A 26,252-nucleotide genomic window follows, 5' to 3' on the forward strand; every position below is an offset into this window, starting at 1 on the left:
CGACCGCTGCGAGGCGGCACGGCGCTGCGCGCCTACTCTACCTGTTGTGTTTCGAGCCCGCGACCACCGCGGCCTCGATGGCGTTCTAGGGCCGAGGACGATCGGCGCCGCACCCGCTTCAAGGGCCAGAGCGCAGCGGAGGACGCCGTTGTGGCGACTTTCTTGTCTCGCGAGGAATGGGCGAAGCCCAGGGGAAGAAAGTTGCATCAACGGCGTTGCGGCTCAGACGATTGAGGCAAAGCCGGTCTTCGGCCAGATCAAGCCATCAATGAGGCCACGTGCGTCGCGTGCTGAACCACACTCTCGAGAGAAGACGTGGCGAATCCCGGTTGCGCTGGACAAGAGGTGGGAACGATTCGGCGTAGAAAGAGAAACAATCTGCTGCAAAGAGCGGTGTCGTCTCCGAAGAAACGATCGAGACATCGCCGCTCCGTCGCAAGCTTGGTGGGCCCGCCGAAACGGGGGCGACTTGGTCTACGGCACCCAAGGAGGACTGCCCCTCCCCGCTCACAGCCCGATCATCCCTCGTTCAATGCTCGAATTTACGCGAGCCTGCTCGACGACGGCGGCGGTGAGCGGTCATCCTTCGCGCGTAGAAGCTGGAAGAACTGGTGGTGACCGACTTTCCACCACGCCAACCAGTTCGAATTGACGGGACTCAGCAAAAGTGGTCAAGCGCATCCACGCTGTGCCTACAGACCACGCCCAGACAGGCGAATTCTCTGAAGTAAAACCATCGCACAGTTCAGTGTTGAAGACCGTGAAACGCTTGAGGAACGGGATGGCCTGAGCTTCGTCGTTTGTTTCACTGGCGCGCCGCGTTTCATCGACCGGCACAAAGCGATCGGCATAGACAATGGGGGTGCCGCGCTCGCCCTTCCGGACGTGACCGCCAAGCGACAGCGTCTGGCGAACTCAGGCGGAATCGACGCCGCGTGATTTGCGAGAGCACCGCACGCAAACAAATGACGGAATGCGAAATCTGCGACGCCCCGCCTTTCCATCCCATGATTGGGACTTGAGCTTGGAGTGCGCTGGGGCCGCAGGCCCGACCCGGCGTGGCGCCAAGGGCGCATCGCCTCACGCAAAATGGCACCCGGAGAGCGTGAGCATAGCGACCCGAAGGGCATGCGGGTCCGAGTGCAGCGACGAGACCGGTTCAATAGCGGCACCCGGGAACGGGGCAGTGATAGCGATCGCCGCAGGCGAGCCCCCTTTTCCGAGTGCCCCCGGCGAGGAGTTCCGCATCTCTTTGCGCGAGGGATCGAAGCCGCACGGCGGCCGAGACGTAAAGCGGCTCGGTTCACGAGAGCCCACTGCGGCACTGGCCGCACGCGCGGCGATAGAGATAGAATTGAATTCCCCTCGCATATATCCGTGCACCGCAGCGGATCTTCCTCTACCTCGTTCACCCAGGGACGCTGTTTGCTGTCGGGCCCGGCCATGTCTGCCATTCCGACAATTGGAGTTCCTATGCGTGCTTCCCGAGCGACTTGAACGACAGATTGTTAGAATGAGGACGCATCGGTAAAGAGAAGCAGATGCTTCCTAATCAGCGGTACCAGGTTGGAGCCATGGTGCATCCACCAAGCTTTCAATAGCCTAGTAACTCTCGCGACAACCATTCCGACACGTGGTCGGCCGCTATTCCGACAAACCAGCTGTCCTCCGGCTCCACGATAACTCATCGGGTGGAGGCGCGGCCGGCGCCGCGTGCCAACTCACTTGTGTCACGATAATCCAGGTAAGCGGCTACGACATCAGCGCGCTAGCCGCAGACCAGGCGCCTCTTGGCAGGTAGCGGAAGGGGCGATCGTGGCGACACTAGCTTAGAGCTTGGTTTCCTTGTCCGAAGCAGAGAGGACTTTGCCGCGAGCCGACGTCGTTGCCGCAGCGTGCTCAGTTGCAGATGTTGAACTTGGACAAAAGCCGGTGCTGCCAGATCGATTCTGCCTGTTGAGACCGTTCCCGAACCTGCAACCAGACCGTTATGTGCGGCCGGCTCTCGGGCTAGTTTCGTTGATTTTGCGGCACTTTTCTTTGCATTCGATCGCGCTCTTGATTACTCGCTTTGACCTTTCCGGTGCGAAACGGGTGCGGTTGAGGGATCGTGTCCCGTTGCGTGGAGTAGCTGGCGGCGGCTCATCGCGTTCACCGGCATCGGCCGGGCTGATCAGCCCGCGATAGCCTGAAGGCTATCGGTTGGATCCTCAGCGGCGCGGGGGTTTCCAGCGTGAGCTGGCGGCACGCTGGATGGCCCATTTCGTCGTTTTGCTCGACCAGTATCGCGCCGAGGAGCGTCATCATTGGAGGAAGTGCCTACGAGCTCGGTCCAACACTTGATCGCGGGGTTAAGGCGCTCGATCGAGGTTGGTCGAGTGCAGCTTAGTCCGGTACGGCGGTGGGAACGTCATGTTGGCCAGCACATCGGCCGGCGTCAAGAAGCTGGCGCTGACCCATTACCGTCCCCGCACCGACGATGCCATGCTGAACGCGCTGCTCGCGGATGTCAGGCAGGACTATTCGGGACCCGTCGTCCTCGGCGACGATCTGACGTGCATCGAGGTCTTAGAGCTCAAGACGTGCCCACATCAATCCGGAACGAGAGCTGCTCCTCCGCACCGGGCGCAATATGCATCAGCCCTGGCTTGTCGGTGAATTCGCCGTTGAAATCTTTGGGGCTGGCGTAGCCGCGCCAGGGCTCGATGCAAAGGAACGGCGCACCCGATGGTTTCGACCAGATTCCGAGCTCGCGAAAGCCGCGCCAGGATACTTTGAGCCAGGGCCCGGTGCCCTGCCCGTCCGCATAGCGGATCGCGGCGCTGTCGACGGGATTGAAAATCACTGCGTCGTTGCTGAACAGGGCCTCCGACAGCGGGAGCACAGTGCCCTGGACCGGGCTGGGATCCGCAGCCGCGAGCAGGAGCCCGCCCTCGACGCGACAGATCGGCGACGGCTCCTCATGCGTGAACGTCAGCGTATAGTTTTCCTTCGGCACGCCAGCCTGAAGCGGCCAGTTGAAAGCGGGATGGCCACCGAGCGACACCGGCAGCGTCTCGCCTCCCGTGTTCTCGACCGCGAGTATGAGATCGAGACCGGCATCATCGAGCGCATAGGTCGCTGTCAGGCGGAACGCGAACGGATAGCGCTCGCGGGTCGCCTCGCTGTCCTCTAGCACCAGCGTGCACCTGTTCTCTTCGCGTGCTCCCCATGCAAATCGGCTGTCGCGCGCAAAGCCGTGCTGGGTCATCCGGTATGTCTTGCCCTCGTGCCGCAATTCGTCGTTGGCGAGGCGTCCGACGATGGGAAACAGCAGCGGCGCGTGACGCGGCCATTCCGGGCCCGCCTGCCAAAGGAACTCGATGTCGCCACCCTTCAGCGAGCAGAGCTCGGCGCCGTACGCCTTGACGGTCGCGGTGAGCGATCCGCTGCGAAAGGAGTGGGTGTCGTCGGTCATTGCCAACCTCTACACCGCGGACTCGCATGCAGCAAGGCGACGCGGCCGAGGCGCAACGTCTGCTTTACGCGTCCGCCGCTACCGAAGGATTGATTCCCTCGCTTGTGTAGGGCGCTGAAATCAAACGAAGAATTTGGCTTTGTTCTGCAGATCAGCTGATTCTCTACTTGAGAACGTATTTATCATGATTACAGTCTTAGATAGTATTAGGCATTAGATCATGAACTGATCATCGCCCGAATTGCGCGATCGCGCCGGTTGATAGCGCGAGGCTCATAACGGTCTAACTTAGCGAGTTCAGGCAGCGCTCGGCGTACAGCGGCATCGCGGGCGACCTCTTAAGAGGGCATTGTCGCCGACGGGTCGGATCGTGCCGGAGGCGGAAACGCTACTCTTCAGCGCCAGCTCGAGGTAAGGCAAGTCGCCCCTTCGTGCGGTGAAGGTCGGCGGCGGATCGACAGATCCCAGCGCCGATATGGCCTTTTATCAGCTGTGTTTTGACTTGGCGGACGCGGGCGAGGTCGAAGGCGGCGCTCGCCGCGGCCCGGGCCAACTCAAGGACAATGCGGTCAGGCCGTGGGCCGGCCATCTGCTGGGCGAGCTTCTCAATGGCTTTGGCCAGCACTGCGCTGGGCTGAAACGAAATCGATAGCCCATGCCTGAGTGCATTTCCGCTGGAACGTTTCTTCCCCGCGCGAGACCGCGGCCCGGTGCTCTTTCTGGCATTTTGCCGATTGGCTGCGATCTGGCTTTGGCTTGCCATGATCACCCCGCTTTCTGGCGAGCAGGAAGCTGGGCGAGCGCCGATTGGTCCGTCGCTCGCTCGACCGCAGTCCGGACTCGAACGGCGAAAGCCTCTCGGTACTCTGCTAACGCGTCAAGAGCGCGATGCAGCCGGGCCTGTTGCGCTGAAATCATCCGATCCAGCCTTTCGAGCTGATCAGCTTGGCTGCTGATCGCGGCAGCTTCAATGACCCCTTCGTCGAGTTGAAACGCGGCAAGCCGCTTTGCAACTTCGCGCCGCGCCTTCGGCTTGGTGAACCACTCGCGCTCGAGCGCGGCACGCGCTTCGCACTCGGCAACAGTCTCGGGTGGACCCCAGAACACGATCCAACACCTCGGAAATTGCCGGCCCAAAGGCGAAGTTGATCACCTGGTCCTTGCATCGTCGCAGCCGTATCATCTCCCACAAGCACGCCGCAACATCGGCAAGGAAGAACGTCTCGACGATGTTCTTGGGTTGAATCTCGTTCGCCAATTCACGTTCCGGACAGGCGTACGCCGCTGTCGACTCAGTGATGAGCAGTGAACGTTGCAGTCCGTGCAGCGCGCCTTGCTGCGACGCGCAGGGTAGAAGTGTTGGATGGAGAACGACCTGTGACGGCGGCTCCTCGCTTGGGCCAAGGCTAACTTGCCGCTCAAGAACACCCTTCTGGAGACGGATCCCCGGCTAGTCGAATCCGCCTATCAAACCAAGCTTGAAGACCTTACCAGTTCACCTGGAATCGACATCGAACCAGCAGCCGAACCGTCGCCGGAGTTGCTCACGGCTGCCGCCGCAGGGACCAACCCGGCGCTGCAGCCTTGCGGACAAGAGATTTTGCTGACTTATCCCAAAGACCTCCCCGCAAGCGCAGCAAGGCCCATTTGTTGTTTGTCCGACAGCAACCATGTCTGGCTTGCCAGCAAACCCCGTGCGACACTCATCATCTGAGATTGGCGCAACCAACTAGCCTCGGACGCAAGGTCTCAGCGACGAGTTCACGGTGCGACTGTGCCGCGAGCATCATCAACAGCTGCACCGGTACGGCAATGAACGCGCCTGGTGGGCGAACCTGCAGATCACGCCATTGCGGATGGCGCTGGAGTTGTGGGAGGCTAGCCCGAGGTAGCCCGCGCGCCGCCGGCCTCTTAAGTGAGGCCATCCCCCCACGCCTCAGTCCTGAAGGCTCCCCCGTGACCGGCGGTTCCGCGGGGCCCCAGCTCTGCGAAGACGCAATGGTCAGCTGCAAAGGTTCGAGGAGAGAAGGGCGTGATAGGCGTGGCCGCATTAAAAGCTTGCCGCCGACTCCGGACCACCGAACATACCTGCGACTCACAGTGCGAGAAGCCCGAAGTTCTCTCAAGACGAAGCAACCGGTTTAGACCCACCCTGACGCGATACCCCAGCGCCGGCGAGTTCGTCGGAATTGGCGTTGCGCAACAGGAACAACGACCTCCAATCGCGCTGATGGCCAAATTCGATATAGCGGTAGCTCAGGGCACTTAGCAGGATGGTTATTGCAAGATAGGGCAATGAAAGTTGAAGCGTGTCTTGCAACGGAGACGTATCGGGCGGGATCATTTCAACCATGATGATCGAATGCCACGCATAAATACTGTAGCACATGCATCCGACGACTTGAATTGGCCACGCCTCGAACAAGCGATTTGCGGACCATGCCCCGCACAACACCGCCAGCAGCACCATGGCAAACCCGGCGCAAAAGATCGTGGCGTAGAGAATGCTCACCGCCCAGGGGCCATTATCCTTGAGGTATATGGCGGCAATCATCACTAGCAGTCCAGGCAGCAACCCGCGCGCCTGAAATCTCCTAAGTGATACACTGTCCCTGGACTTAACGTAGAGATCGCAGACCAACATTCCGAAAATGAACTGGTAACACGACCCAAATATTCCGCCCACAAACGGGCGAAACATCCCAATCCGATCCACCGCGATAAGGTGACCAGCCACCACGAAAGCTGAGCAGATGACGACGCTCAACAGCAACAGCGTTCGGAGGCCAAAGCGCGCGGTGAGAAGAATCAGAAGCGGAAACAAAAGGCTGAACCAGATCTCAACGCCTACGGACCATAATACGGGATTGGAGGGGGGCATAAACCCGTGCGGCACAAAAATGAAAAGCGTAGATAACAGTCCGCCGAGTTCCAGGTACCACGCGTGCGATCCAGCGGGCGACTTGGCATGGAGCGCAACCGTCACGAGGACTACCGTATAGTAAAGTGGAAGCAACCGGGCTGCGCGATGCCGATAGAAATGCGGGAGGTCGGCGAGCCGACCGATGGCTCGCTTCTTTGTGCGATAGGGCAGGTACAGAACGAATCCGGAGAGCACAAAAAAGATATTTACACCCAGGAAGCCGTGCTTGGCGACAATGGCCAGGAGACCATTCGGATCAAGTTCGCCGGGAAACGCCGACGCGCTGGATGTAAACGGAACAAGCAAGTGAAAGAGGATCACCATCAAGATGGCGAGTCCGCGAAAACCGTCGACCGCGCCGATCTTCTCCTCGCGACTATCGGCTTTGATGGCTGAACCTGGAGATTGTAACGACAAGGCGGCGATCTCGGTATGGTGATTTCCTGTTTGCGATGTTCGCTACGTTGAGCGAGCTGTCAATTGACGGCCGTCACACTCACGACAGCGCGATGCCAAACCGAAGGTGCATTGACCAGCAAATAGGCAAGTCACCGCATCGCTAGGGATGCAGCGGATATCTCGTATCGCGAACACCTCACGACTCGTTGGAAGCGATCCTTACGCGAGCGCAGCCCTCCCCGGACACGGCGAACGACGTGCCTTCAAATCGTCAATTACGGCAGTTATCAACTACGGGGTATAGACGGTAACAGGTTAACTCTGAGGCAGAATTATGCGGGGGCGCGGGTAGTTTGATGGCTGGGCTCCTCATCATATCTGTTCTGCTCGCGATTGGCTTCGCGGCCGGCTACGGCACGCGTGAGCTGATCTCTCGTAAGCGCCACGCCGAGTACTTGAACTTGCAGCCCTACGTTTCGCCTGCGCTCAGAACCGGGCGGCCATCTTCCGATGAAAGCACCATGACGCGAAACGCCACACCTCAACCCGCAATAACTGAGCAGGCGAACTATGACATGCTTGAGTCGTTTAAACCCGTATCAATTGGGGAGCCGAGGCCAGTGAAATCCGGGCTTGCCGGCGCAAGCTTGCGTTTGATCGAGCCGCATTCCTCCAAGCCCGATACCGGATCCTTGCAGTCCGTGGACATTGAGCAGAGCCTCGAAGAACTGGTCGGACTCCTGCTGCGCAAAAAACAGGGCGGTTAGGGCCCTTTTCTCCGAAGCGTCTGGTCACAAGCATCTTGCCGCATTTACGTGTCGGCGTGTTGCCGAGACGGGGTGGGAAGTAAGCCCCTGGAACCGAGAAGCACCAGGTTGTCGGCAGGAGAGCTCCGAGATCCCGCTGGGAATCCAGGGCACCGGGTCGATGACGGAGCACCTTTTACGACGGAACCGCCCGCCCGCAGCACAGGCAGGTAAAGACTGGCCGGGGCCGCGTAAAAATGGTATGTTTTTAGCGGTTCTGTGGCTACAATACGGCCCGTCACGCGTCCGGAGAGCAGGAGGGCAGATTTGGTTGTGCTGATGATCGCAAGCGCCGTGGCGGGTGTTCTTCTGGGGCGTTTTCTTCGCGCATATGCCCTTATTCCCGCAACGATGCTAATCCTGGCTGCAGCATGGTATTTGGGCCTCGAGCAGGGTTTCACGACGGGCGCGCTCGCATTCGTCGCTAGCGCGGTGGTCTTGCAAGTCGTCTATTGCGCGAGCCTGCTGATCTATCTGCTCATCGCGAACCTCTCGGTGCTGGACCAGGTGCAGTCGGAGGCATCACCGCAGATGCCTGAATCGCAAATCGCAGCCTAAGACACCTATCCTGAGCGGCCACCGAGAATGTTGTCGCAGGCCCGTACGCTGTGACAACCTCCCGTAGAAGCGCCGCACCTGCTTAGTTCATGCAGACCATCCCGCCGGGCCGCATTCCTGCCGGTGTGTTGTGAACGCGTCGTTTACGCGGCATGATCCCCCTGCGCGCGTGGTGCTCCGCTGAAGCTGTTGGCCTGCAGCTTCCAATCTGCTCAACGACAATATCTGCTACACCCAAGTGAATACGCGTGTGAATGCGTGGCGCAGGCTTTCTTCTTTGATTTTGATTTCGGCTCGTTGAAACTTCAGCGGAATGGCTGTGTTGCACCAAGACGAGGCTAATGCTTTTAGACGAGGCGAATCCGCGACAAGCTGACGCGACACAGTATGCTCAGGACGTTTGGGAATAAATGGCAATGCAATTTATTCGGAACCGATGTGAAGCCGCCGGCCGATATTCCTCGATTGCAAAGAAGAAGCGCACATTTGCGCCTTGCCACGGGTTTATGATGCTAGATCAACCCGCTGAGACAACATGACTCTCCATAGCACCTATATTCGCCGTCTTTATGTAGACAATCCAGATATGATCGGTTGGCTGGAAATTAAAAATGGAATTGCTGGCGAGAACAGCCGCGGGCGGCAACGGCGCGCAGAACGCGTTACAAAGGTTGATGGTAAGGGGTCAAGCGGCTGTCGCATTTTTGACGCCAGCGCGATCACCGGCCAAGCAGCGTCCCGATCCGGTCATTCACCGGATTGATACCCGGCCCCTCGACTTCGGCGCCGATGAGATCGTGGCTGTCGGCAAGCTCCGCAACGAAATGCTGCGATTACCCGAATTCCTGCGCCATCATCGCCGGCTTGGGGTCCGACGTTTCCTCGCGATCGATGACCGTTCGGATGACGGCACGCGAGCATTCCTGCTCGATCAGCCGGACGTTCACGTGTTCGAGATCCGGGAGTCCTTTGCAGAATCAAGTGGTGGCGCGCGTTGGACCAGCGCCGTGCTCGACCAATTCGCGCCAGGACGGTGGGCGCTGACGCTCGACGCCGACGAACTCTTTGTCTATCCCGGTTGCGAAAATTTTGATCTTCGATGGCTGTGCCGATATCTGGAGAGCACCGGCGCCGATTGCATGACCGCGGAGATGGTGGACATGTATCCACGCTGGCTCGGAGGCCCGGAGCGCTACCAAGCCGGTGAGAGCCTCGTCGCGTTCTGCCCCTACTTCGATTCAGATACCTATGTGAAGCGCCGTCGGCGCGGCTTTCCGGCCAACTACCTGGTGGGCGGTGCGCGAGCGAGGCTGTTTTATGACGAACCGATGCCGCCGAAGATCGCCCTTTATGACGCACTCGTACAGTTGCTTGAGCCATACGGGCTGGCGCGGCTGCTGCCTGCAGTTAACATCACGCGCTGGCAGCCACCGCTGCTCACTAAAGTGCCGCTCGCGCGCTGGTTGCCCGGCCGTCGCTATATCGCCGCCGGTCACCTGATGACCCCACCAGGCAAGCCAGGCGATGTCACAGGCGCCCTGCTCCATTTCAAATTTCTCCACGACTTCACCGATAAGGTCGCAATCGCGGTCCGTGAAGGGAATTACTATCTCGGATCGGTCGAGTATCAGCGCTACGCGGAGCGACTCGATCAAAATCGGTCATTCGAACTCATCTATCCGAAAAGCCTGATCTACCAATCATCCGACGACCTTGTCCGCTGCGGCCTGATGCGTCTCTCTCCGGCCTATCAGGCCGCGACGCGATAACCTGCCCCACCCTTCCTCCAATCGTCATCGGACCCCCTCGTTGCGCTTGATGTTTTCGTCGGAAGGACCGACCGGTATCCGCTGTTCCGGAGCATTGATCTCATCGATCAGCTTGCGGCCGAGAAGCCGAAGGAGAAGCTTCCTTCCACGCACCAGTGCCGGATAAAGTGCCCTTGCCAGGCGTGGCCGGGAGAACACCAGCCGATTAAGGCGATTGAAGACAGTCGTCTCCGCGGCAAGCGTTGCCAGCAGATGCATTGCATCGGCCCCATGGTAGTGCCGCCCACGCCAGCGAACCACCATGCCTTCATTGAGATTGAGGTTGCGGGCGCGGATATCGCCGACGATCGGATGCTCCGAACGCGCGTCTATCAGGTGAATGCGCTGCCCACGCTCCCGCAACTGGTACAACAGAACATAGCGGCTGCATAACGGGCATTCGCCGTCATAGACCACCCAGATCTCGTCATCACTATGGGTCAATTCGATAGTCCGTTCGATTCCGAACGTCGCGCACAAGCTTGCCCTCCGCCAGGCCGAGACATACTGAGTCCACCACATAGTGATAGGCGACGATATCGTCCATGGTCAGCTCGTTGAATTCGCCATACAGCCATGGATTGGACAGCATGTGGTGCGGATAGGCATAAAAGCTGTTGTTGTCCTTCACCCAGGGGTAGACACGAAAAAAGCGATCCGTCTCGCGGATCAATTTTTCCACGGCCTCCATGGATACGCCTGTGTCTTGACGCGGAAGGATCTCCGGGCCGCAGGTGGTCGCGTCGTGCCAAGTCGCAAGATCGTGGTTATTGCCGCCAACGCGAGCCCGGAAATGATTCTCAGGGATGTACATGGTTCCGGTCCCGATCATGTACGAGTAGATGCCGAAATAGGTGGAAGGCGCGAGAACCTGGCGACCATCGCGGGTCTCGACGAAAAGCCGCGGGCTTGCCAGCTTCGGCCCGTCCAGCCATCCCAGGTGATTGGTGTAGAAGAAGAACCGGCCAAAGATGACGGTCACGACCATCACAACCTTCATCGCCGGGGTGAACCCATCACGCGGCAGCGTGCGTGCCGCGGCCACGATGAACAGGTTGAGCGCAATCCAGAAGAAGAAAAGAGCCCCGAGCGTGAAGTACACGCCGATGTGGAAGACGTCGAACAGCAGGCAGAAGAACGACAGCGCGCGCGTCGAGATCGCGGCCAGGGGCGACAGGAGCTGGGCACCCAGCACGAAGACGTTGAAGATCAGCTGGTTGCTCACGATCGCGTCCCAGATGGTCTGCAACGCGCCCGGCCACAGGCCGAGCGGGGCGTCGCCGCGTTCGAGGCCCATCAGGATGGAGGTTTGCGTGGGATTTGCGAACAGCCAGGTCCACGGCTTCTCGCCACCAGCCTGCAGCTTTGCGATTCCCGACCAGAAATAGCTGCCGAGATGCGCCCCGACGGCGCACGCCCAAATCAAGCCATAGGCGCGATCGCGAAGCTGCTTCACGTCATCTGCGGAAGCGAACAGAGTTCGCAGCCTCGGCACGCGATCCATCACCCAGGCGCTGGTGAGAACGATCGTGCCGAGCACGCCAAGCACGGCGAAGTTACCAACGTCGAGCATACCGAGATAATCGGTCTCCGTCACGAAGATGCCGGACACGACGCTCACCATTTCGCGCCATGCATGATAGAAGTAGAACAGCGGCACCAGAAATGAAGGGCGCCAGATCGCGGCTATTCCCGCCACAACCGCAAGCACCGCACCGTAGCGGAAGAACAGAATCTTGTCGCCCGCCCCGAACAGGATGTTGGGAGGCCCTGCGAAGGGCCCCAATGAATCGAACAGCAACTGCACGAAGATCGTCATTCCGATCGCGAAGGCGGTGATCCGCAATGGCGGCGAGAAATCACGGTAGCGAATGGAGCTGAAGGCGAGCGCGCCGGCAAATGCCGAGCAAACCAGCACCAGAGCGTAAATGTCAGACCAGCGCGCGAGATGCGTGACGGTCCGCCGCGAAATCGCAGACAGAATGACGGCTACTGTAAGGAGGAAGAGAGGTCCCGCAAGCGACGCGACGCCAGACCGCGCTCCTTGCCGTGATGCAACAGTGTACAACGTCATCCCGTCTCGGACCTCCGGAGCTTCGCCATCGAGATCAACCGAACATTATAGAATGACTAGCGGCCTGCAAATATGGCAAGCGCAGCTTGCCCTTCTCCGGGTGTGAGTGCTCACAAAATCATCTCACGGGAACCTCAGCACTGTGTATCGAAATATGACAAACTGTGGGCATTGATGTGACCACAAGTGTCTGCATTGACGTTAGTGACGTCCAGCCATCGCTTGAGATCAGTTTCGAGCAGGCTCGCCCAGGCCGATCCCACATCGCCCGATCACGTCTTCCGTTCGTGTCAAGGCCAAGCTAAAAGCCGGAGACGATCGGAACCGCCATCGTACAGCGCGCTGGATTTCCCGCGGCATTTGCTGGCAGGCGCGAGACCGCGCAAGAGGTGTTTGATTCCGCGGGGGTGAGCCGTTGGACAAGGACAGCAAGTCACGGGCCGTAACCAACATCCTGATAACGGGCGGGTCCCAAGCCTGGAAACTCTCGGCCGGTTTTGTCCTGACTATATTCTCGACGCGAAATCTTGCCCCGTCCGACTTCGGCCTGCTGGCTATGTCTGCGACGGCCGCAACGTTCCTCGGGCTCATCAAGGATGTCGGCGTTGGACAGGCCATCATTCAACGCACGGAAATCGCCAAGGGCCAAATCGATGCGCTGTTCTGGCTGTCAGTGCTCGCTTCCGCGGCATCTGCTCTCGTTCTGGCGTTGAGCGCGCATCCGGTTGCGCTGTTTTATGGCGATACGAGGCTTCAACAGCTTATGATCGCAATTGCCGGCCTAAGCTTCATAGCTGGCCTTCCGACCGTTCCGGCGGCTCTCCTTGCCAGAGAATCCCGATTTAAGGCCCTAGCAATCCTGGATGTCGCCGCGACAACCGCTTCCGTTGTCGCAGGGATCGTCGCTGTAATCATCTTGAGAAACTATTGGGCACTTTACCTGTCCACGTTCGTTCTTACCCTCTTTTCGACAATCGGGATCTGGGCCTATTCCGGCTATCGCCCCGGATATCCCAGTCTGGACAGCGAGACGCGCCACATGGCGCGATTTGGCCTGCACGTGTCAGGGTTCAACCTCGTCAACTATCTTTCGAGAAATGCGGACAACATTCTCATCGGCAAATTTCGAGGCGGCGACGAACTTGGCCTGTACGATCGGGCCTATAAGCTGTTGCTGCTGCCGATCGTCCAATTACACAACCCGATCGGCCAGGTGATTGTCCCGCTGCTTTCGCGGCTTCGTTTCGATAAGGAGAGATATCTCAGTACCTACAATGATGCGCTTTCTATGGTGATGCTCATATGTCAGCCGGGCATCGTGTTTGCCATCCTACTCTCGGAGCCGCTCTTCAGAGTTCTCCTTGGCGAGCATTGGGTGGGCGCAGCCCCGATTTTTTCCTGGCTCGGCGTTGCCGGCTTGATCCAGGTCGCGACCGCGACGGCAGCTTGGCTGTTCCTCAGTCAAGGCCGTAGCCAGGAGTACTTCAGGCTTGGCGTTTGGACCGCCTTGATCAACGTGACCTCATTCCTCGTCGGTCTTCCCTGGGGTGCGCTTGGAATCGCCGCGGCGTATACGCTGGTGAACTGCACCGTCGTGCTGCCGCTTTGCGCGATATCTATCGGTCGTCATGGGCCGGTGACGACAACGAGCCTGGTCAAGACGACCGTCCCGCATTGGATCGGTTGTGGCGTTGCGGCGGCCGTCACGAGGATTTCGAACATCTCATTGCTGGATGGAAACTCTTTCGCTGGGCTGGTTACGCTGCTGGCGCTTGCCTATGCATCATATCTCCTCGCCATGATCTCCTTCACGCGGAAACGGGAACTTGCGAAACGCGCGTTGCGCAACGTTGTTCGAAAGGCAAAGACCTTCAGCGAAGAATGAAGTTATGCAACTCCGCCAGATGGACATCAATCGGGGCTACCGCGTGAACGGCGTCGACCTGATGAAGACTCGAGTCAACATCTGGATAAGTGGTGGCCGCGAGGAGCCCTACCTTGGCCGTTTCATGAAACGCCTCGTTAACTAAGTCATATGGGTTGGAGGTGGCGGACTGCTCGAACACGAACCCCTCGCCTCCCAGGCGCGCGGTGCCGACGGCCGGTGCGGTAGCAGGAGGCTGCGACGGCGCAACCGCCGAAAAATCAAAGTTAGCCTTCGGAGGATCGATGACCAGTGTGCCCCCGGATCCGTCGCTCGAGAGATTGAAGGTCGACTTGGTGTAGTCGCCAGCAAGCGAGATATGTGCCGTGTGATTTTGAGCGTCGACCACGGTCAACACGCCACCGGCTGTATCGCCGGAAAAGGACGCCGTCGTTCCCGCTCCGTAGGCGATGTCCTTCAGGTCGATATGGTTGGAATTTGACGCGGTGCCGTCACCCGTTAGACCGATGAGCGTTCCCGTAAATTGCGACGCGTGGTCCAACACCAGATTGCCGGTCGACGCCTTGAAGGTGATCGACCCGGAAGCGGCGCCGGACAATTCGAGCGTGGCGCCGGGGTCGACCGTCGCGGCCTGTGACATATTGCCCAGATTCAATACGACATTTCCGGAGATCTTGAGGATGGTCGATGACGTATTGATTACACCATCGCCATTAAGATCCTGGTAAAACGTCGTCTCGACCGCTTTGAGAGCAGGGTCGGTCGGGGACACCTTATTCAGGAGGTTCGATACCCAGTTGCCATTGCTGTCCGTGGTCCACACGCAGAGTTCGCCGGTGGCCGGAATCTTCCAGGCGACATCATAGCCGCTGGTCGTTTGCTCCACGCCGACCGGCGTCCAAGTGCTGAACTGTCCCGACACAACCGCCACACCACCATACTTCAACGTCGGCCCCGCACCGCTGGCCATCGAATCGAGCAAGTAGTTCGAGCCGACCTGAACCAGGCTGGTTGAGCCGGACGCCTCGATTATCGTGCCTGAAACCTTCTGGGACGTCGATGGAAAACCAATCACGCCATCACCGTTGAGATCCTGGTGAAAGAGTGTCTCGTTCGATTCAAGAGCCGGGTCGGTGCCGGATGTCTTGTTAAGATAGGTGGATACGAAATTGCCGTTGCGATCGGTGCTCCAGACCGTGAACTGACCAGTCGAGGGGATCTTCCACGCAACAAGATAGCCGTTCGACGTCGCTTCCGCACCCACTGGCACCCATGACCCAAGCTGCCCCGCCACAACCGCCGTTCCGCCATACTTCAAGATCACCGATGAGCCGACCGTCGAAAGGTAGAAGTTGCTCCCCGACTTGATAAGCGATGTCGTGCCGGCCGCTTCGATCACCGTACCGACGGCGGAGCTGAAAGTGTTCGAAAGCTGGCTCAAATTGCCGGCGATATCGGTGCCGGTCGCGGTGAAGCTGTGTTGCCCTGCCGTGAGCGATCCGGTGGTGACGCTCCAGGCCCCACTCGTCGCCGCGACGCCCGTGCCGATCAAGATCGAGCCTTCGTACAGCCGGACAGTGCTTCCGGCTTCTGCCGTGCCGGACACGATTATCGCGCTTGAAGCTCCAGGTGCGCCCGAGGTCAGGATGGGTGCAACCGGGGCACGCGTATCGACCGTGACGTTCAGCGCACCGGAGGAAGCGCTGACGTTGCCGGCGGTGTCCGCGGTCTTGCCGGTAAAGGTGTGATTACCGTCCGCCAGCGTTGCGGTGGCAAAGGACCAGGCTCCGTTGGTATCGGCGATCGCCGTTCCGATCATCGTCGCGCCGTCGAAGACCTGCACCGTGCTCCCGGCGTCCGCGGTTCCAGTCAAATTCACGTGGTTGACATTGGTGACGCCATCGCCGGCGACGTTGCTATCGGGCGAGAACGACGCGAGCTTGGGCACGTTCGGGGCGATCGTATCGATGGTGACATTCACCCCGGCTGAGAGCGCGGTGAGATTGCCGACACCGTCCATCGCTGCGGCGGCAAAGGTGTGGCCGCCTTCGGCCAGCATTGCAGTCGCCATGCTCCAGCTACCGTTGCCGTCGGCGATCGCCGTGCCGATCGGAGTTGTCCCGTCGAAAACCTTGACGGTTACACCTGCCTGCGCGCGACCCGTGAGGACCAGATGATTTGTATTGATGAGGCCCGACACGATCGAGCCGCTGTCGTTGACAGCCGAGATCGTCGGCACGGCGATAGATGTCATCGTCATCGGCGAATTCGTCGCGGAAACGAATGAATAGTCGGCCGACGTCAAGCTGGTCACGCCCGCGATGCGCAGCGTGTCTGCTCCACCCGCGTAGTGAACGGTCCACACATCGTTCACATGGGTCAAGTAGGCGCCGCTATCGTAGCCTTTCAGAATCAGCTTGTCATGTTCGGCAGTCGCGCTCGTGAACACGTGGAAATCGGCGACCGTATCGTTGCCGCTGGCTACATTGTAGATGAACGTATCGTTTCCGGCTCCTCCGGAGAGCCAGTCATTCCCGCCTGCGCCATCCAGGAAATCGTCACCGCTCGAGCCGACCATACGGTTTGCCGTTTGGTTGCCGACCCCCGTGAGCCCGCCCATCATCAACGTCAGGTTTTCGACGTTTGCCGACAACGTGTACGACGTCCACGCCTCCACGCTGTCAACGCCGCCGCCGGGATTTTCGACGATTTTCTGGTTCGCGCTTCCGATGACGTAGGTATCGTCGCCGTTCCATCCGACGAGCGTATCATCGATATTGACCGCCGATAGCTTGTCGTTGGCCGCGGTGCCGTACACCATGCGGCTGCTCGCCTTCCCGCTGATCCACGACGTGATCGTGCCGCCGACCGGGAGCGTTGCTGGCAATTGGAAATCGTCGCTGGTGAATGCCGAGACCGTCGTGTTGCGGAACACCAGGGTATCCTGGCTCGTCAGCTTCAGATATACGTCGCTTCCGATTTGGCTCATCGCCGCTTGAACGTCGGCGAATGAGGTGAAGGCAAAGCCGTTGAGCTGGACGACATCGTGTCCGGCGCCTGATCCCGGCGAAAAGTCGGTGATGATGTCCGAACCGTCGCCGGAGTTGATTACGAAGCTATCCGCACCGCCGCCGCCGGTCAGGATATCATTGCCGAGCCCGCCGGTGATCACGTTTGCCGCGGCATTGCCGATGATGATGTTGGACTGAATATTGCCGGTGGCGTTGATGGCTGCGGAACCGGTGAGGGTCAGATTCTCGACGTAGCTCGAAAGCGTATACGTCACCGAGGCGTTTACCGTGTCGATGCCTCCGCCATAGCCTTCGATAACCTTCGCACCGGAATCGGTGACGACATAAGTGTCGTCGCTGGCACCGCCGGTCATGACATCGGCGCCTCCTGCACCACCGATCAGGTCATTGCCGGACGTGCCGCTCAGCGTGTCCGCAGCCGCGCTTCCCGCGATCGTGTTGGTCGGCGTGCCACTCGTGAGCAGAGTGTAGTTCGCAAGCGTGTATTCCGGCAATTGATAGGCTTTGATCGAATCGATGGTCATCGTCGCCGTCGATCCTGGAGCGGCATTGCCCGGCCAGCTCCCGCCCATCGCCAGATTGGCGATCATGTACATCGCCGTATTCATGTCGGCGGGCGTGGCCTGCCGCGCGACCTCGTTCCCGTCGACGAGGAATGTCAATTCGTAAGGCGTCCATTTGAGCGCGAACGTGTGTTCTCCAGTGGTCAGGTTGGCTGTATTTGCCCAGCCCCCATTCGTCGCCGGCGCGTAGGGCGAGTGAATGGCCCAATGCGCCTGGTCAGGATCCTGGCCAAAGGCTTCGAGCACATCGATCTCAGTGTTGAGGTTATTGGCCGTGCTGGGCAGCATCCAGAACGCCGGCCACGCTCCGCTCGTGCTGGGCAGCGTGGCCGTCATCTCGAAATAGCCGTAGGTCTGAGTAAAGCTGTTCTGGGTCGAGATCATGCCCGACGAAAATATGGCACTGCCCGTATAAGGCGTTGCGCTAGCAGGCAACGCTTGCGCCGTGATGACGAGGTGACCGTCCTGAATCGAGAACGGATTGAGCCCGAGCGACGTTGATGCCTGAGTGGCCGGCAGCCCGGAAAAGCTGGGATCGACATACACCTCCTGTTCGCCGGCCAGCCCGTACCCTGCGGCTCCGCTCCAGGCATAGCTCGTGCGCCAGGTCAGGCTCGGATCCTGACCCGCGGAGAGCGTGTTGAAGTCGTCGTTGAAGGTCTGGACCAGTCCGGTCAGGGGACTGACGATGTTTATATTGGCGGCCGTGAGATTCTGGAGGCTGGTGTTTTCAAGCGTTATCGTTTCGCCGCTAGCGATCGTCAGGACAAGGTCAGTGCCCACCTGCTTCATGGCCGCCGTGACGTCGGCGAACGTCTTGAAGCCGGTGTTGTTGAGCTGCAGGATGTCCCCACCCGCACCCGCCTGAAGGTCGGTGACAATGTCGTTGCCGTTGCCCGCTTTCACGACAAAGGTGTCGCGACCGGCCCCACCGGTCAGCACATCGTTGCCTCGCCCGCCGTCGATCATGTTGTCGCCGGCATTGCCGACAATGATGTTGTTGAGATCATTGCCGGTGGCGGGCGACGGAACACTATCTGTCAGGACAAGATTCTCGACGTTCGGCGCATTGACGAGGCTGTATCCATTGATGTTCCAGACACGGATCGTATCGATACCCTCTCCGGCCTGCTCGACGACCTTGGTGTTGTGGTCATAGACATAGTAGGTGTCGTCCCCTGCTCCGCCGATCAGCGTGACGCCCGTGCCGCCGGCCTCCATGCCGTCATTTGTCGCACCGGTCGTCAGCGTACCGCCCGCGGCGACGGTACCCGCCCAGTTCCATGCCGTTCCGCTCGCTGGCAGCGGATTGTCCAGCGCGACATTGCTTGCAACCAAGGTCGAAAGCGCGACATTCTGCAGCGTCAGGGTTTCGGTGGACGACAGCGTGACGACCGTATCGGAGCCCACTTGGGTGGCCGCTGCCAGGAAACTGGCGAACGTCGCAAAGCCGTAGTTTTGCAATCGCAACACATCGCCGCCCAAGCCCGCCTGAAAATCAGTGACGGTATCGGAGCCGTATCCCTTCGAGACGACGAAAGTATCGCTGCCTGCGCCTCCGGTCAGAACATCGTTTCCGGTACCGCCAAACAGAACGTCAGTACCGGCGCTTCCATTGATAATGGTCATGATGGATTGCGTGCTCCTTTTACGTGCACACAACTATGCACGCGTTCAAAAGGGCCTTATCGATTCGATGCAATTTGACGCATGACGCGAGAATCAGCTGACGGCTAGAGATTTCTGCGGAGACACCGTAGTGCTACGGGCTCATGTGAAGTCGGCGCTGATCTGCAACAAGCACGCTCAAGGCAGTACCCGTCATTCACCGGGCGAGTGCCGAACACGCAGGTTCCGGTTAGGGAACCGCGTTCCGCATCCGATATAGGGCACTTCATCTTGCGAAGTGCCCGTTACGGACGCTCCTTGACTCGCCAGGACTTTCGCCGGAGGACCCTCAGCGACAACCCGGCCGTTTTCAATGCACACCGCGTGGTCCGCATCGCGCACTGAATCCAGGCGATGTGTTATCAGCAACAAAGTTCGGTTCTTGAATTGTAGCTGGATCGCGCGTCGAATGCTGTCCTCGAGCGTCAGATCGAGCGCGCTCATCGCTTCGTCCAGGATGAGGAACTTCGGATTGCGCACGATCGCTCGGGCAAGACCAAGGCGCTGCCGCTGACCGCCTGAGAAGCGCAGGCCGTGCTGTCCGATCCAGGTGTCGTATTTGTCCGGCAAGGCCTCGACGACCTCTGAAATGCCCGCGACCCGGAGCGCCTGCCGAACCTCTTCCTCGGAGGCGTCGTTCTTGGCCATCCGAACGTTCTCGATCACCGTGCCTTCGACCAGGTCCACATCCTGCCCCGCAATCGCGAGCATGCCGAGCCAATCGGTTCGACGAACGTCTTCGATGGATCGCCCATCAACCCGTATGACACCCTCGTTGGCCGAATAGAGTCGCAACAATAGATTTACGATCGTGGTCTTGCCCGCCCCACTGGCTCCAATGAGCGCAGTGGTCTTGCCCGCAGGAATGTCAAACGAAGCATCCAAAAGAGCGGGCTCGGTACCGGCATCATAGCGGAACGTCACGTTGCGAAATGAGATGCCGTTCTCCAGCTTAGCCACGGCCACGTGCCCGGCGTTCGGGTACTCCTTGTCATCTGTCGACAGCATGTGTCTGATGGACCGAAGCTGCGGCTCGATCTGCGCCATATACAGCAAGTTCCCTTCGAGATCTCGCATATGCGGCTGCAATCGATAGAGCAACGCGACCGCGGTTAGGCTCGTCGCAAAGCCGATTCCCCATAGATCAGCGAACGCGATTACGAGAAACAGCACGAAAAGATACCCCACCTCCGTCAGAGGCGAGACCAGGGCGGATAGGCGCGCAAGGCGCAGCGCGACCTGTCGGGCCTGCGCCGAAGCCTGCTCGAAGCGCTTTTGGTGACTCTCCTCCTGGCCATACGCGCGGATCGTGCGCATGCCCTGGAGTGTCATCAGCATATGCTCACCCAGCTTTTGATGAACCAGCTTTACGCCGGCACCCAACTGCTGCATTGGCAACGAAAGATGGCGCAATCCCGCCGATATGATCATCGAGGCGACGAGGGCGATGACCGTTACCTTGATCGAGAGCGCCAACAAAAAGGACGCGAAGAGAAAAACCGAACACGAACTCACGACGATGCGGGTAAGACTGGCATATGCCCCGGAGATCACCCATGTCTCGGTTCCCAACACCTCCATGAGATAGGCTTCGTCATGGCGTTGGAAGAACGAATACGAAGTTTGCAGATACTGCAGATGAACGCGGTTGCGCGCGACTTCATTGATCTTCTCTCCGACACGCGCACTGATCAATGTGTTGATAAAGGAAAGAGCACCGCGAGCAATGATGAGAAGGAGCAGCACGACAGCAGTTTCGGTCGAGCTGTGAAACCAGTTCGACGCATATCGAAGCGCTTCGCCCAGCAGGCCGCTGGTCGACGTTGCAAGCTCCACCTGACCCATGGCGAAATAGAAGAACAGGAGCACGAGAGTAATCCCGACCGTCTCCGCCAACGATGTCGCCAGGCCAAGGACAATCAGCGCGGGCGTCACCCAGCCGGGCAGTGGAGCAAGCTTGAGCAGCTTGAACAGTTCGACCAATGCAGCGCGGCGAGCAGATCTCGGACTTCGTGTGTTGTTCGCGTGCTCTGTCATTGCAATTGACTCGGATCGCCGATGGCAAATAACGAAGCCGGTGGTCGGACCACCTTGCGACGCTGATGACGCCATTTCCACCGGGCTTCCAACACGGTATCCCGTGGCACATCGTGCACGGCGACCCTGAGCGCGAGCAAGGGATTCCGTCTGAAAAGCTGTCCAAGGATTGAGATGAAGTACCACAAGTGACCGCCCGTCAGAGCTCTCCGAAGCAGCCAACGCGCATAGTTTCTGAAGCCCAGGTCGAGGATCGCCGTGCGCTCTGGGTGCCGCGCCATGATCTCATCGGCGACCAGCATCCACGACCGGAACATCCGGGGCATGTTGCTTGACATGTTGTTCGGAAGATAGCGGTAGCCGATTTGGTACTCGGGCACGACCGCGAAGTGGTACGCCTCCGCGACACGGCAATAGAACAGCAGATCTTCGCAGCCTTCTGCCCCCGACGCCCTGAGTCCGCTCTCGAAACCTTTTGCAGCTATGAGGGCTTCCCGGCGAACCAGCGCCGAGCTGCCGTTGCCAATGAAATTTCCCTGACAGAGATAGTCCAGCACCTCGCCCGCATGAAAGACGGGATCGGACCTGGCACTTACGCGACTATCGGCATCGATCCAGTCATACCAGCTGTAGACCAGACCAGTCCGCTCTCCTGCCTTAAGCAAGGCTTGAAGCTGTTGCTCAATCTTGCGAGGCGTCCAGAGATCATCGGCATCAATGAACGCGACGAAGTCCGCGCGCGCGGCCTGCCAGCCCGCATTCCGGGCGGCCGCCACCCCTGCATTACGCTGTTCTATGATTGTTACGCGAGAATCCTGAACCAGATGCCGCTGGACAACTGCGACCGTGTCGTCTGTGGAGCCGTCGTCCACGACAATGATTTCCAGCTCCCGGTGCGACTGGGACCTTACGCTGCGAAGCGTCTCATCGATCGTTGCACTGGCGTTGAAGGCGGGAATAACCACACTGATCAGCAGCGCACCGCTACTCATTGATACTGCTCCAGGCAGCGCGCGAATGTGTCCAGCGTGAAATCGCCTCTGACCTCAATTCGCGGCAGGTCCAACAGATTGTCCTTCAGTGTTGCAGCCCGGTTGACCGTGTTGAACACGGTCTTGTAGCCGCATTCGGCTGCGAGAATTCCAAGCCGCTGATTGGTAGAGCCAAAAGGCGCAGCAAGCGACGTTATCGATCGCCCAAGCCATCGCTCCAACTGTGCACGAGATCGCGTCAGTTCCTCGGCGAGAGTCCAGGTCGCAAGTTCCTGGCTGCGCGGGTGGCTCGCCAAATGGCTGCCAAAGGATACGCCCTCGGCGGCCAGCCCGGCGATCCCGGCCGCATCGAGCAGCGAAGCGGGCTCTCCAAACGGCGCATCCCATTCAGCCCACCTTCCCACGAAATCGGTCGCAATGAACACCTCTGCCGAGAAATCGTTTGCCTGCAAGATCGGCCATGCATACTCGGCAAAGTCCTGGTAGCCATCGTCGAACGTGATCAGCACCGGCCTGCCCACGAACGGATGATTGCTTGCTACGAACCAGGCGAGCTGATCCGAATTGATCGTGTGGTAGCCATTGCGGCGAAGCCACAGCATCTGTTGCCCGAACGCATCCGGAGACAAGCGGTACCGCGCCAGTTCGTCTGGTCCTTCTGTCGCAATTCGGTGATACATCAGGACCGGAGCGTGCGTTCGTCTTTCGGATTGCGCGACGTCAAACCTGCGCGCCACGGCCCCGCCCCATACGATGGACCGCGCAACCTCGAGCTCAATCGGCGCGTCGATAGTCGCGAATTTCACCTGTATGTCAGGGGCGGCTTCGCCCGGGACTAACCGCCTGAACCGATCGATACGGTACAGCTCCGTCTCGATCGATGTATCCAGGGCGAGCCCGGGCACGCCCTGGATAATCCGCCCAATCGTCTCCGCCCCATACGGAGTCTCCCAGTCGAGGCCCGTTCGCGATATATTGTCCTTCAGCACAAAGGCATGGGCCGCCACCAGGTGACCGCCAGGACGCAGCGCCTGCACCAGTCGCTTCGCGACCGATTCCAGTTCGGCCTCGTCGTTAAGGTAGTAAAGGACCTCAGAGCAGACGATCAGATCGATATCCTGTGGGAGCGGATCGGCGGATAAATCCAATTGAGAGAATTCGATATTCTGATGCCCATTGCATCGGACACGGGCGCGATCGAGCGCCTTGGTCGAGATATCGGCGGCTCTGAGGCGCTTGACCCTGGGTGCCAATTGCCGTGTGAAATGTCCCTCCGCACACGCAAGCTCAAGCGCGTGATCCACTGGCTGGTCCGGCAGGAGCTCGAGCTGCCGGCTATACTTTTCCTGTTCATACGGCGAACCGTAGTTCCAGGGATCCTCTTGCTCGAAGAAACCCTCCCAAAATTTCTTGCGTGTGGTGTCTCGAGATCTTCTGGCACATCGCATAGGACTGCTCGAAGCGGAGATGCCCGAGATGGCTCGCGACCGCGCCTCACGTGAGGCCCGCGAGGCCAACTCGCGTAGCCGCCCCCGGTGAGTATCTCGGCCGTCTCGCATGAAGGATTGAAGTCGTTCTGTCCGCTTGTGGAGTGCGATTTTTGCCCGAATCAGCCTTCCGATCTGGTCTTTGACCTGCAAATGAACGAGGCCATGGGCGGCCAGCGCGATCCAAAAGCGGTTGTTGACGGTGCCGAGGGCACCAATATCGAGCAGCGTCAGGATGCGAGGCCCGTCACAGAGATAGACATACAATCGATCGACAGTCCCGATCGGCCTGATGGTATCGATACGGCGAAGGTCAACGCGCGTGCCGAACGTCAACGTGAGGACCCTGGGCGCCGAAAGGTCGTCATAATCGAGCACTTTTCGCTCAAAGCGGTATTGACACTTTCGCGCTGCCGCCGGGTCGCTCCATGCGTGCCCCATTGCTGAAATGAGGTGGGTTACGCCCTTCCCGTATTGCGGCCACCGTTCCGCCAGCTTGGCGGGCACCGTTCTTGCCCCGACCATCACGGCATCGAGCAAAACAGAGGCAACGAAGTCCGCTGTTGTCTCGGTCTTTGGAATGTCGCTGAGCGTTTCCGGCGATGGATCGCTGGCATTCCTGCGGCCGCAGTCAAATCCGGCACACCAGAGGGCGAAATACGCGTACGCCGCCGCGACGCTGCCGTATGCAGTTGACGCTCCAGCTTGGTGTGCGGGTGCCGGCTCGCTGACGCGGTCGTCACTCGAAAATCCGCGCGCAATGACCACACGCGCGTCGGCCAGCATCCGTTTGACATCTTGCGTCAGTGAACGGTCGCTTGTCCGGTAATAGCTCAATTTCTCGTCGATATGGATCCACCTGCCGCCGCAGCGGGCGATCCGTTGCCACAGGTCCCAATCTTCGCACGTGCGGAGGCTGGTCTCAAAGCCACCGACCTTTGCAACCGCGCTCTTCAAGACGAGCACGCCATGGATGAACGTGGCACACGTCCGAGCGAAACGCTCGAAGGCGTTGTCCTGGATGGCCGGATCGCGGCGAACGGAAATTTCACTGCCGTCAGGCATAACCCGGCAACAGTTGCAGTAGGCGGCCACCGCCGAGGAATCGCGATCCAGCGCAGCATTCATCAGCGCAAGGAAGGATCGATCAATCCAATCGTCACTGTCCAGGAACAGTATTCGTTCGCCGCGCGCGCTTGCAATTCCCTTGTTGCGGGCACCGGAAGCGCCTACTCCGTCAGACTGCAGAACCCGAAAGCGGGAATCCCGCGCCGCATATTCAGCAACGATCTCGGCCGTGGCATCGATCGAACCGTCATCCACGACAAGCGCCTCCCAGGAGGGGGCGCTCTGCGCGAGCAGGCTGACAAGAGTTTCAGCAATGGTTCCCGCAGCGTCGCGGGCGGCGATCACGATGGACGTACGCGGATGGGCTGTCATCTGCGAAACCTTTGGCGATGATAGAACAGCAATCCGGCGAGATATCCGGTCACCTCCTCCTTCAGGAAGCGGTCGCGAATGCTGTCTCCTTCCATTGCTTTTCGGAGTAGTCGAGCGAGGTACCAACGCGGCTTGTGATAGTAAGCCAGACGCCGGTTCGCCGAGATCCCCGTTCGCTCATACTGCACCAAAAGTGCGGCCGCATGACCGCGCATGTAATGATAGATCTGGCTGGCCAGTCCATCCATTGTCCTGCGGTGAAAATGGAATGCGACTGACGCCGGGGTGTAACGACACGTGTAGCCGCCCGCGAGCAATCGATACCAGTACTCCGAGTCGCCCGAGCAGCCGGCCTGACCGACGTCCAGGCGCTCATCAAAGAGCCCGACGGCCTGAAACACCTCGCGCCGGAACGCCATGCTCGCTCCGGCGCCGACGTCCCACGCGGGCAGGACCTGGCCGTAATGCGATCGGAAGGCTGCGCTGTCGTAATCCTGTTCGCGATAGCCCTTGCCAAATCCCCAATACGTCTCGAAGTGCCGTTGCGCCTCGGTCGCGAGCTCGGCGGGAAGCACAAGCCCAGTCACCGCACCGACCTCGGGAGAGTCAAACGCACATGTCAGTTGCTCCAGCCAGCGCGGGTGAAGCAGCACATCGTCGTCCGTATAGGCGACAATATCTCCAGTCGCCTGGAGCGCGCCGGCATTGCGCGCAATGTCCAGGCCGGGTCGGTCCTCCCGAATATAGGTTACTGCCGCGGCCAACGCGACATCCCGGGTCCGCCGATCGCGCGATGCATTGTCTACGACAATGATTTCTCGCGGAGGATGAGTCTGTTGCGGCAGCGACGACAAGCATTTGCTCAGCTCGTCCGGACGGTCTCGCGTGCAGATCACCACGCTCGCCGAGAGCATCATTTTCGTCGAGGTTCGCACTTGGGAATCCACGGCTGACAGAAAGGTGTTGTCGATATGATCGATCCTGGCGTCCGTTATCTGGCCTTCATGCATCAGCACATGGCCGATCGGCTGGTCGGCGCGCCAGAACACCGTCATGCCCTCGTTCAATGTCGTTTTCGCAACATCGGACGCCGACGTCACGGAGACGTGCGCCACGCCTCTTC

The 26,252-nt window shown here is 59.5% G+C and carries 15 protein-coding genes and 3 pseudogenes; 6 read left to right on the plus strand and 12 right to left on the minus strand.

Annotated elements, in window-relative coordinates; genetic code table 11:
* Nucleotides 1-720: 720 nt before the first annotated feature.
* From XH80_RS04540 to XH80_RS04550, 3 genes and pseudogenes are all read right to left on the minus strand, one after another.
* Nucleotides 721-912: pseudogene (locus tag XH80_RS04540) on the minus strand (ArdC-like ssDNA-binding domain-containing protein); the annotation flags it as partial.
* A gap of 1,239 nt (nucleotides 913-2,151) precedes the next feature.
* A pseudogene (locus XH80_RS04545) lies at nucleotides 2,152-2,429 on the minus strand (transposase); the annotation flags it as partial.
* A 146-nt stretch (nucleotides 2,430-2,575) separates the two neighbouring features.
* The gene (locus XH80_RS04550; protein WP_271597523.1) at nucleotides 2,576-3,457 is read right to left on the minus strand and encodes an aldose 1-epimerase family protein; all 882 of its coding nucleotides are present in this window, start codon (nucleotides 3,455-3,457) and stop codon (nucleotides 2,576-2,578) included.
* Nucleotides 3,458-3,932: 475 nt separating this feature from the next.
* Between XH80_RS04550 and XH80_RS04555 the strand changes: the two genes are divergently transcribed.
* The gene (locus XH80_RS04555; protein ID WP_271597524.1) at nucleotides 3,933-4,109 is read left to right on the plus strand and encodes a hypothetical protein; all 177 of its coding nucleotides are present in this window, start codon (nucleotides 3,933-3,935) and stop codon (nucleotides 4,107-4,109) included.
* 113 nt (nucleotides 4,110-4,222) lie between these two features.
* On the opposite strand, the gene XH80_RS04560 is transcribed toward XH80_RS04555, so the two are convergent.
* Nucleotides 4,223-4,564, minus strand: coding sequence for a hypothetical protein (locus tag XH80_RS04560; protein ID WP_271597525.1), 342 nt, complete (start codon nucleotides 4,562-4,564; stop codon nucleotides 4,223-4,225).
* A gap of 280 nt (nucleotides 4,565-4,844) precedes the next feature.
* Here XH80_RS04560 and XH80_RS43865 point away from each other — a divergent pair.
* Nucleotides 4,845-5,343: pseudogene (locus XH80_RS43865) on the plus strand (DUF968 domain-containing protein); the annotation flags it as partial.
* A 236-nt stretch (nucleotides 5,344-5,579) separates the two neighbouring features.
* Here the strand turns inward: XH80_RS43865 and XH80_RS04570 are convergent.
* On the minus strand, nucleotides 5,580-6,797 hold the full coding sequence (locus tag XH80_RS04570; protein ID WP_271597527.1) for an acyltransferase family protein: 1,218 nt from the start codon (nucleotides 6,795-6,797) through the stop codon (nucleotides 5,580-5,582).
* 338 nt (nucleotides 6,798-7,135) lie between these two features.
* Between XH80_RS04570 and XH80_RS04575 the strand changes: the two genes are divergently transcribed.
* From XH80_RS04575 to XH80_RS04585, 3 genes are all read left to right on the plus strand, one after another.
* The gene (locus tag XH80_RS04575; RefSeq protein WP_271597528.1) at nucleotides 7,136-7,546 is read left to right on the plus strand and encodes a hypothetical protein; all 411 of its coding nucleotides are present in this window, start codon (nucleotides 7,136-7,138) and stop codon (nucleotides 7,544-7,546) included.
* Nucleotides 7,547-7,852: 306 nt separating this feature from the next.
* A complete protein-coding gene (locus tag XH80_RS04580) occupies nucleotides 7,853-8,143 on the plus strand; it encodes a hypothetical protein (protein WP_271597529.1) in 291 nt (96 codons plus the stop codon).
* Between the two features lie 611 nt (nucleotides 8,144-8,754).
* Nucleotides 8,755-9,912 (plus strand): glycosyltransferase family 2 protein, encoded by a 1,158-nt coding sequence (locus XH80_RS04585; protein ID WP_271597530.1) that lies wholly within the window; start codon nucleotides 8,755-8,757, stop codon nucleotides 9,910-9,912.
* A gap of 24 nt (nucleotides 9,913-9,936) precedes the next feature.
* On the opposite strand, the gene XH80_RS04590 is transcribed toward XH80_RS04585, so the two are convergent.
* The gene (locus tag XH80_RS04590) at nucleotides 9,937-10,395 is read right to left on the minus strand and encodes a DCC1-like thiol-disulfide oxidoreductase family protein (RefSeq protein WP_271597531.1); all 459 of its coding nucleotides are present in this window, start codon (nucleotides 10,393-10,395) and stop codon (nucleotides 9,937-9,939) included.
* Nucleotides 10,385-12,019 carry a hypothetical protein gene (locus XH80_RS04595; protein ID WP_271597532.1) on the minus strand — a complete coding sequence of 545 codons (1,635 nt, stop codon included), beginning with the start codon at nucleotides 12,017-12,019 and terminating at the stop codon, nucleotides 10,385-10,387. Before XH80_RS04595 ends, XH80_RS04590 begins: the two co-directional genes overlap by 11 nt.
* A gap of 421 nt (nucleotides 12,020-12,440) precedes the next feature.
* Here XH80_RS04595 and XH80_RS04600 point away from each other — a divergent pair, with 421 nt between their 5' ends.
* Complete coding sequence (locus XH80_RS04600; RefSeq protein ID WP_271597533.1) at nucleotides 12,441-13,910, plus strand: lipopolysaccharide biosynthesis protein; 1,470 nt, start codon at nucleotides 12,441-12,443, stop codon at nucleotides 13,908-13,910.
* Here the strand turns inward: XH80_RS04600 and XH80_RS04605 are convergent.
* The 5 genes from XH80_RS04605 to XH80_RS04625 all read right to left on the minus strand — a co-directional run bounded on the left by XH80_RS04605 (nucleotide 13,897) and on the right by XH80_RS04625 (nucleotide 26,244).
* Entirely contained in the window at nucleotides 13,897-19,134 is a 5,238-nt protein-coding gene (locus XH80_RS04605) for an Ig-like domain-containing protein (protein WP_271597534.1), read from the minus strand. The two genes, XH80_RS04600 and XH80_RS04605, sit on opposite strands and share 14 nt — an antisense overlap.
* A 192-nt stretch (nucleotides 19,135-19,326) precedes the next feature.
* Complete coding sequence (locus tag XH80_RS04610; RefSeq protein WP_271597535.1) at nucleotides 19,327-21,156, minus strand: ABC transporter ATP-binding protein; 1,830 nt, start codon at nucleotides 21,154-21,156, stop codon at nucleotides 19,327-19,329.
* Nucleotides 21,157-21,206: 50 nt separating this feature from the next.
* On the minus strand, nucleotides 21,207-22,202 hold the full coding sequence (locus XH80_RS04615; protein ID WP_271597536.1) for a glycosyltransferase family 2 protein: 996 nt from the start codon (nucleotides 22,200-22,202) through the stop codon (nucleotides 21,207-21,209).
* The gene (locus XH80_RS04620) at nucleotides 22,199-25,129 is read right to left on the minus strand and encodes a trifunctional glycosyltransferase/class I SAM-dependent methyltransferase/polysaccharide deacetylase (protein WP_271597537.1); all 2,931 of its coding nucleotides are present in this window, start codon (nucleotides 25,127-25,129) and stop codon (nucleotides 22,199-22,201) included. Before XH80_RS04620 ends, XH80_RS04615 begins: the two co-directional genes overlap by 4 nt.
* The gene (locus tag XH80_RS04625; RefSeq protein ID WP_271597538.1) at nucleotides 25,126-26,244 is read right to left on the minus strand and encodes a glycosyltransferase family 2 protein; all 1,119 of its coding nucleotides are present in this window, start codon (nucleotides 26,242-26,244) and stop codon (nucleotides 25,126-25,128) included. Before XH80_RS04625 ends, XH80_RS04620 begins: the two co-directional genes overlap by 4 nt.
* Nucleotides 26,245-26,252: the final 8 nt, after the last annotated feature.

The sequence above is a fragment of the Bradyrhizobium sp. CCBAU 45384 genome, assembly GCF_028128665.1.
Lineage (GTDB): Bacteria > Pseudomonadota > Alphaproteobacteria > Rhizobiales > Xanthobacteraceae > Bradyrhizobium > Bradyrhizobium manausense.

Bases quoted from the DNA above. Each gene is read 5' to 3' on its own strand.
- XH80_RS04550 (WP_271597523.1), bottom strand. From the start codon at position 3,457: ATGACCGACGACACCCACTCCTTTCGCAGCGGATCGCTCACCGCGACC.
- XH80_RS04555 (WP_271597524.1), top strand. From the start codon at position 3,933: ATGGCCTTTTATCAGCTGTGTTTTGACTTGGCGGACGCGGGCGAGGTC.
- XH80_RS04575 (WP_271597528.1), top strand. From the start codon at position 7,136: ATGGCTGGGCTCCTCATCATATCTGTTCTGCTCGCGATTGGCTTCGCG.
- XH80_RS04585 (WP_271597530.1), top strand. From the start codon at position 8,755: ATGGAATTGCTGGCGAGAACAGCCGCGGGCGGCAACGGCGCGCAGAAC.
- XH80_RS04605 (WP_271597534.1), bottom strand. From the start codon at position 19,134: ATGACCATTATCAATGGAAGCGCCGGTACTGACGTTCTGTTTGGCGGT.
- XH80_RS04615 (WP_271597536.1), bottom strand. From the start codon at position 22,202: ATGAGTAGCGGTGCGCTGCTGATCAGTGTGGTTATTCCCGCCTTCAAC.
- XH80_RS04620 (WP_271597537.1), bottom strand. From the start codon at position 25,129: ATGACAGCCCATCCGCGTACGTCCATCGTGATCGCCGCCCGCGACGCT.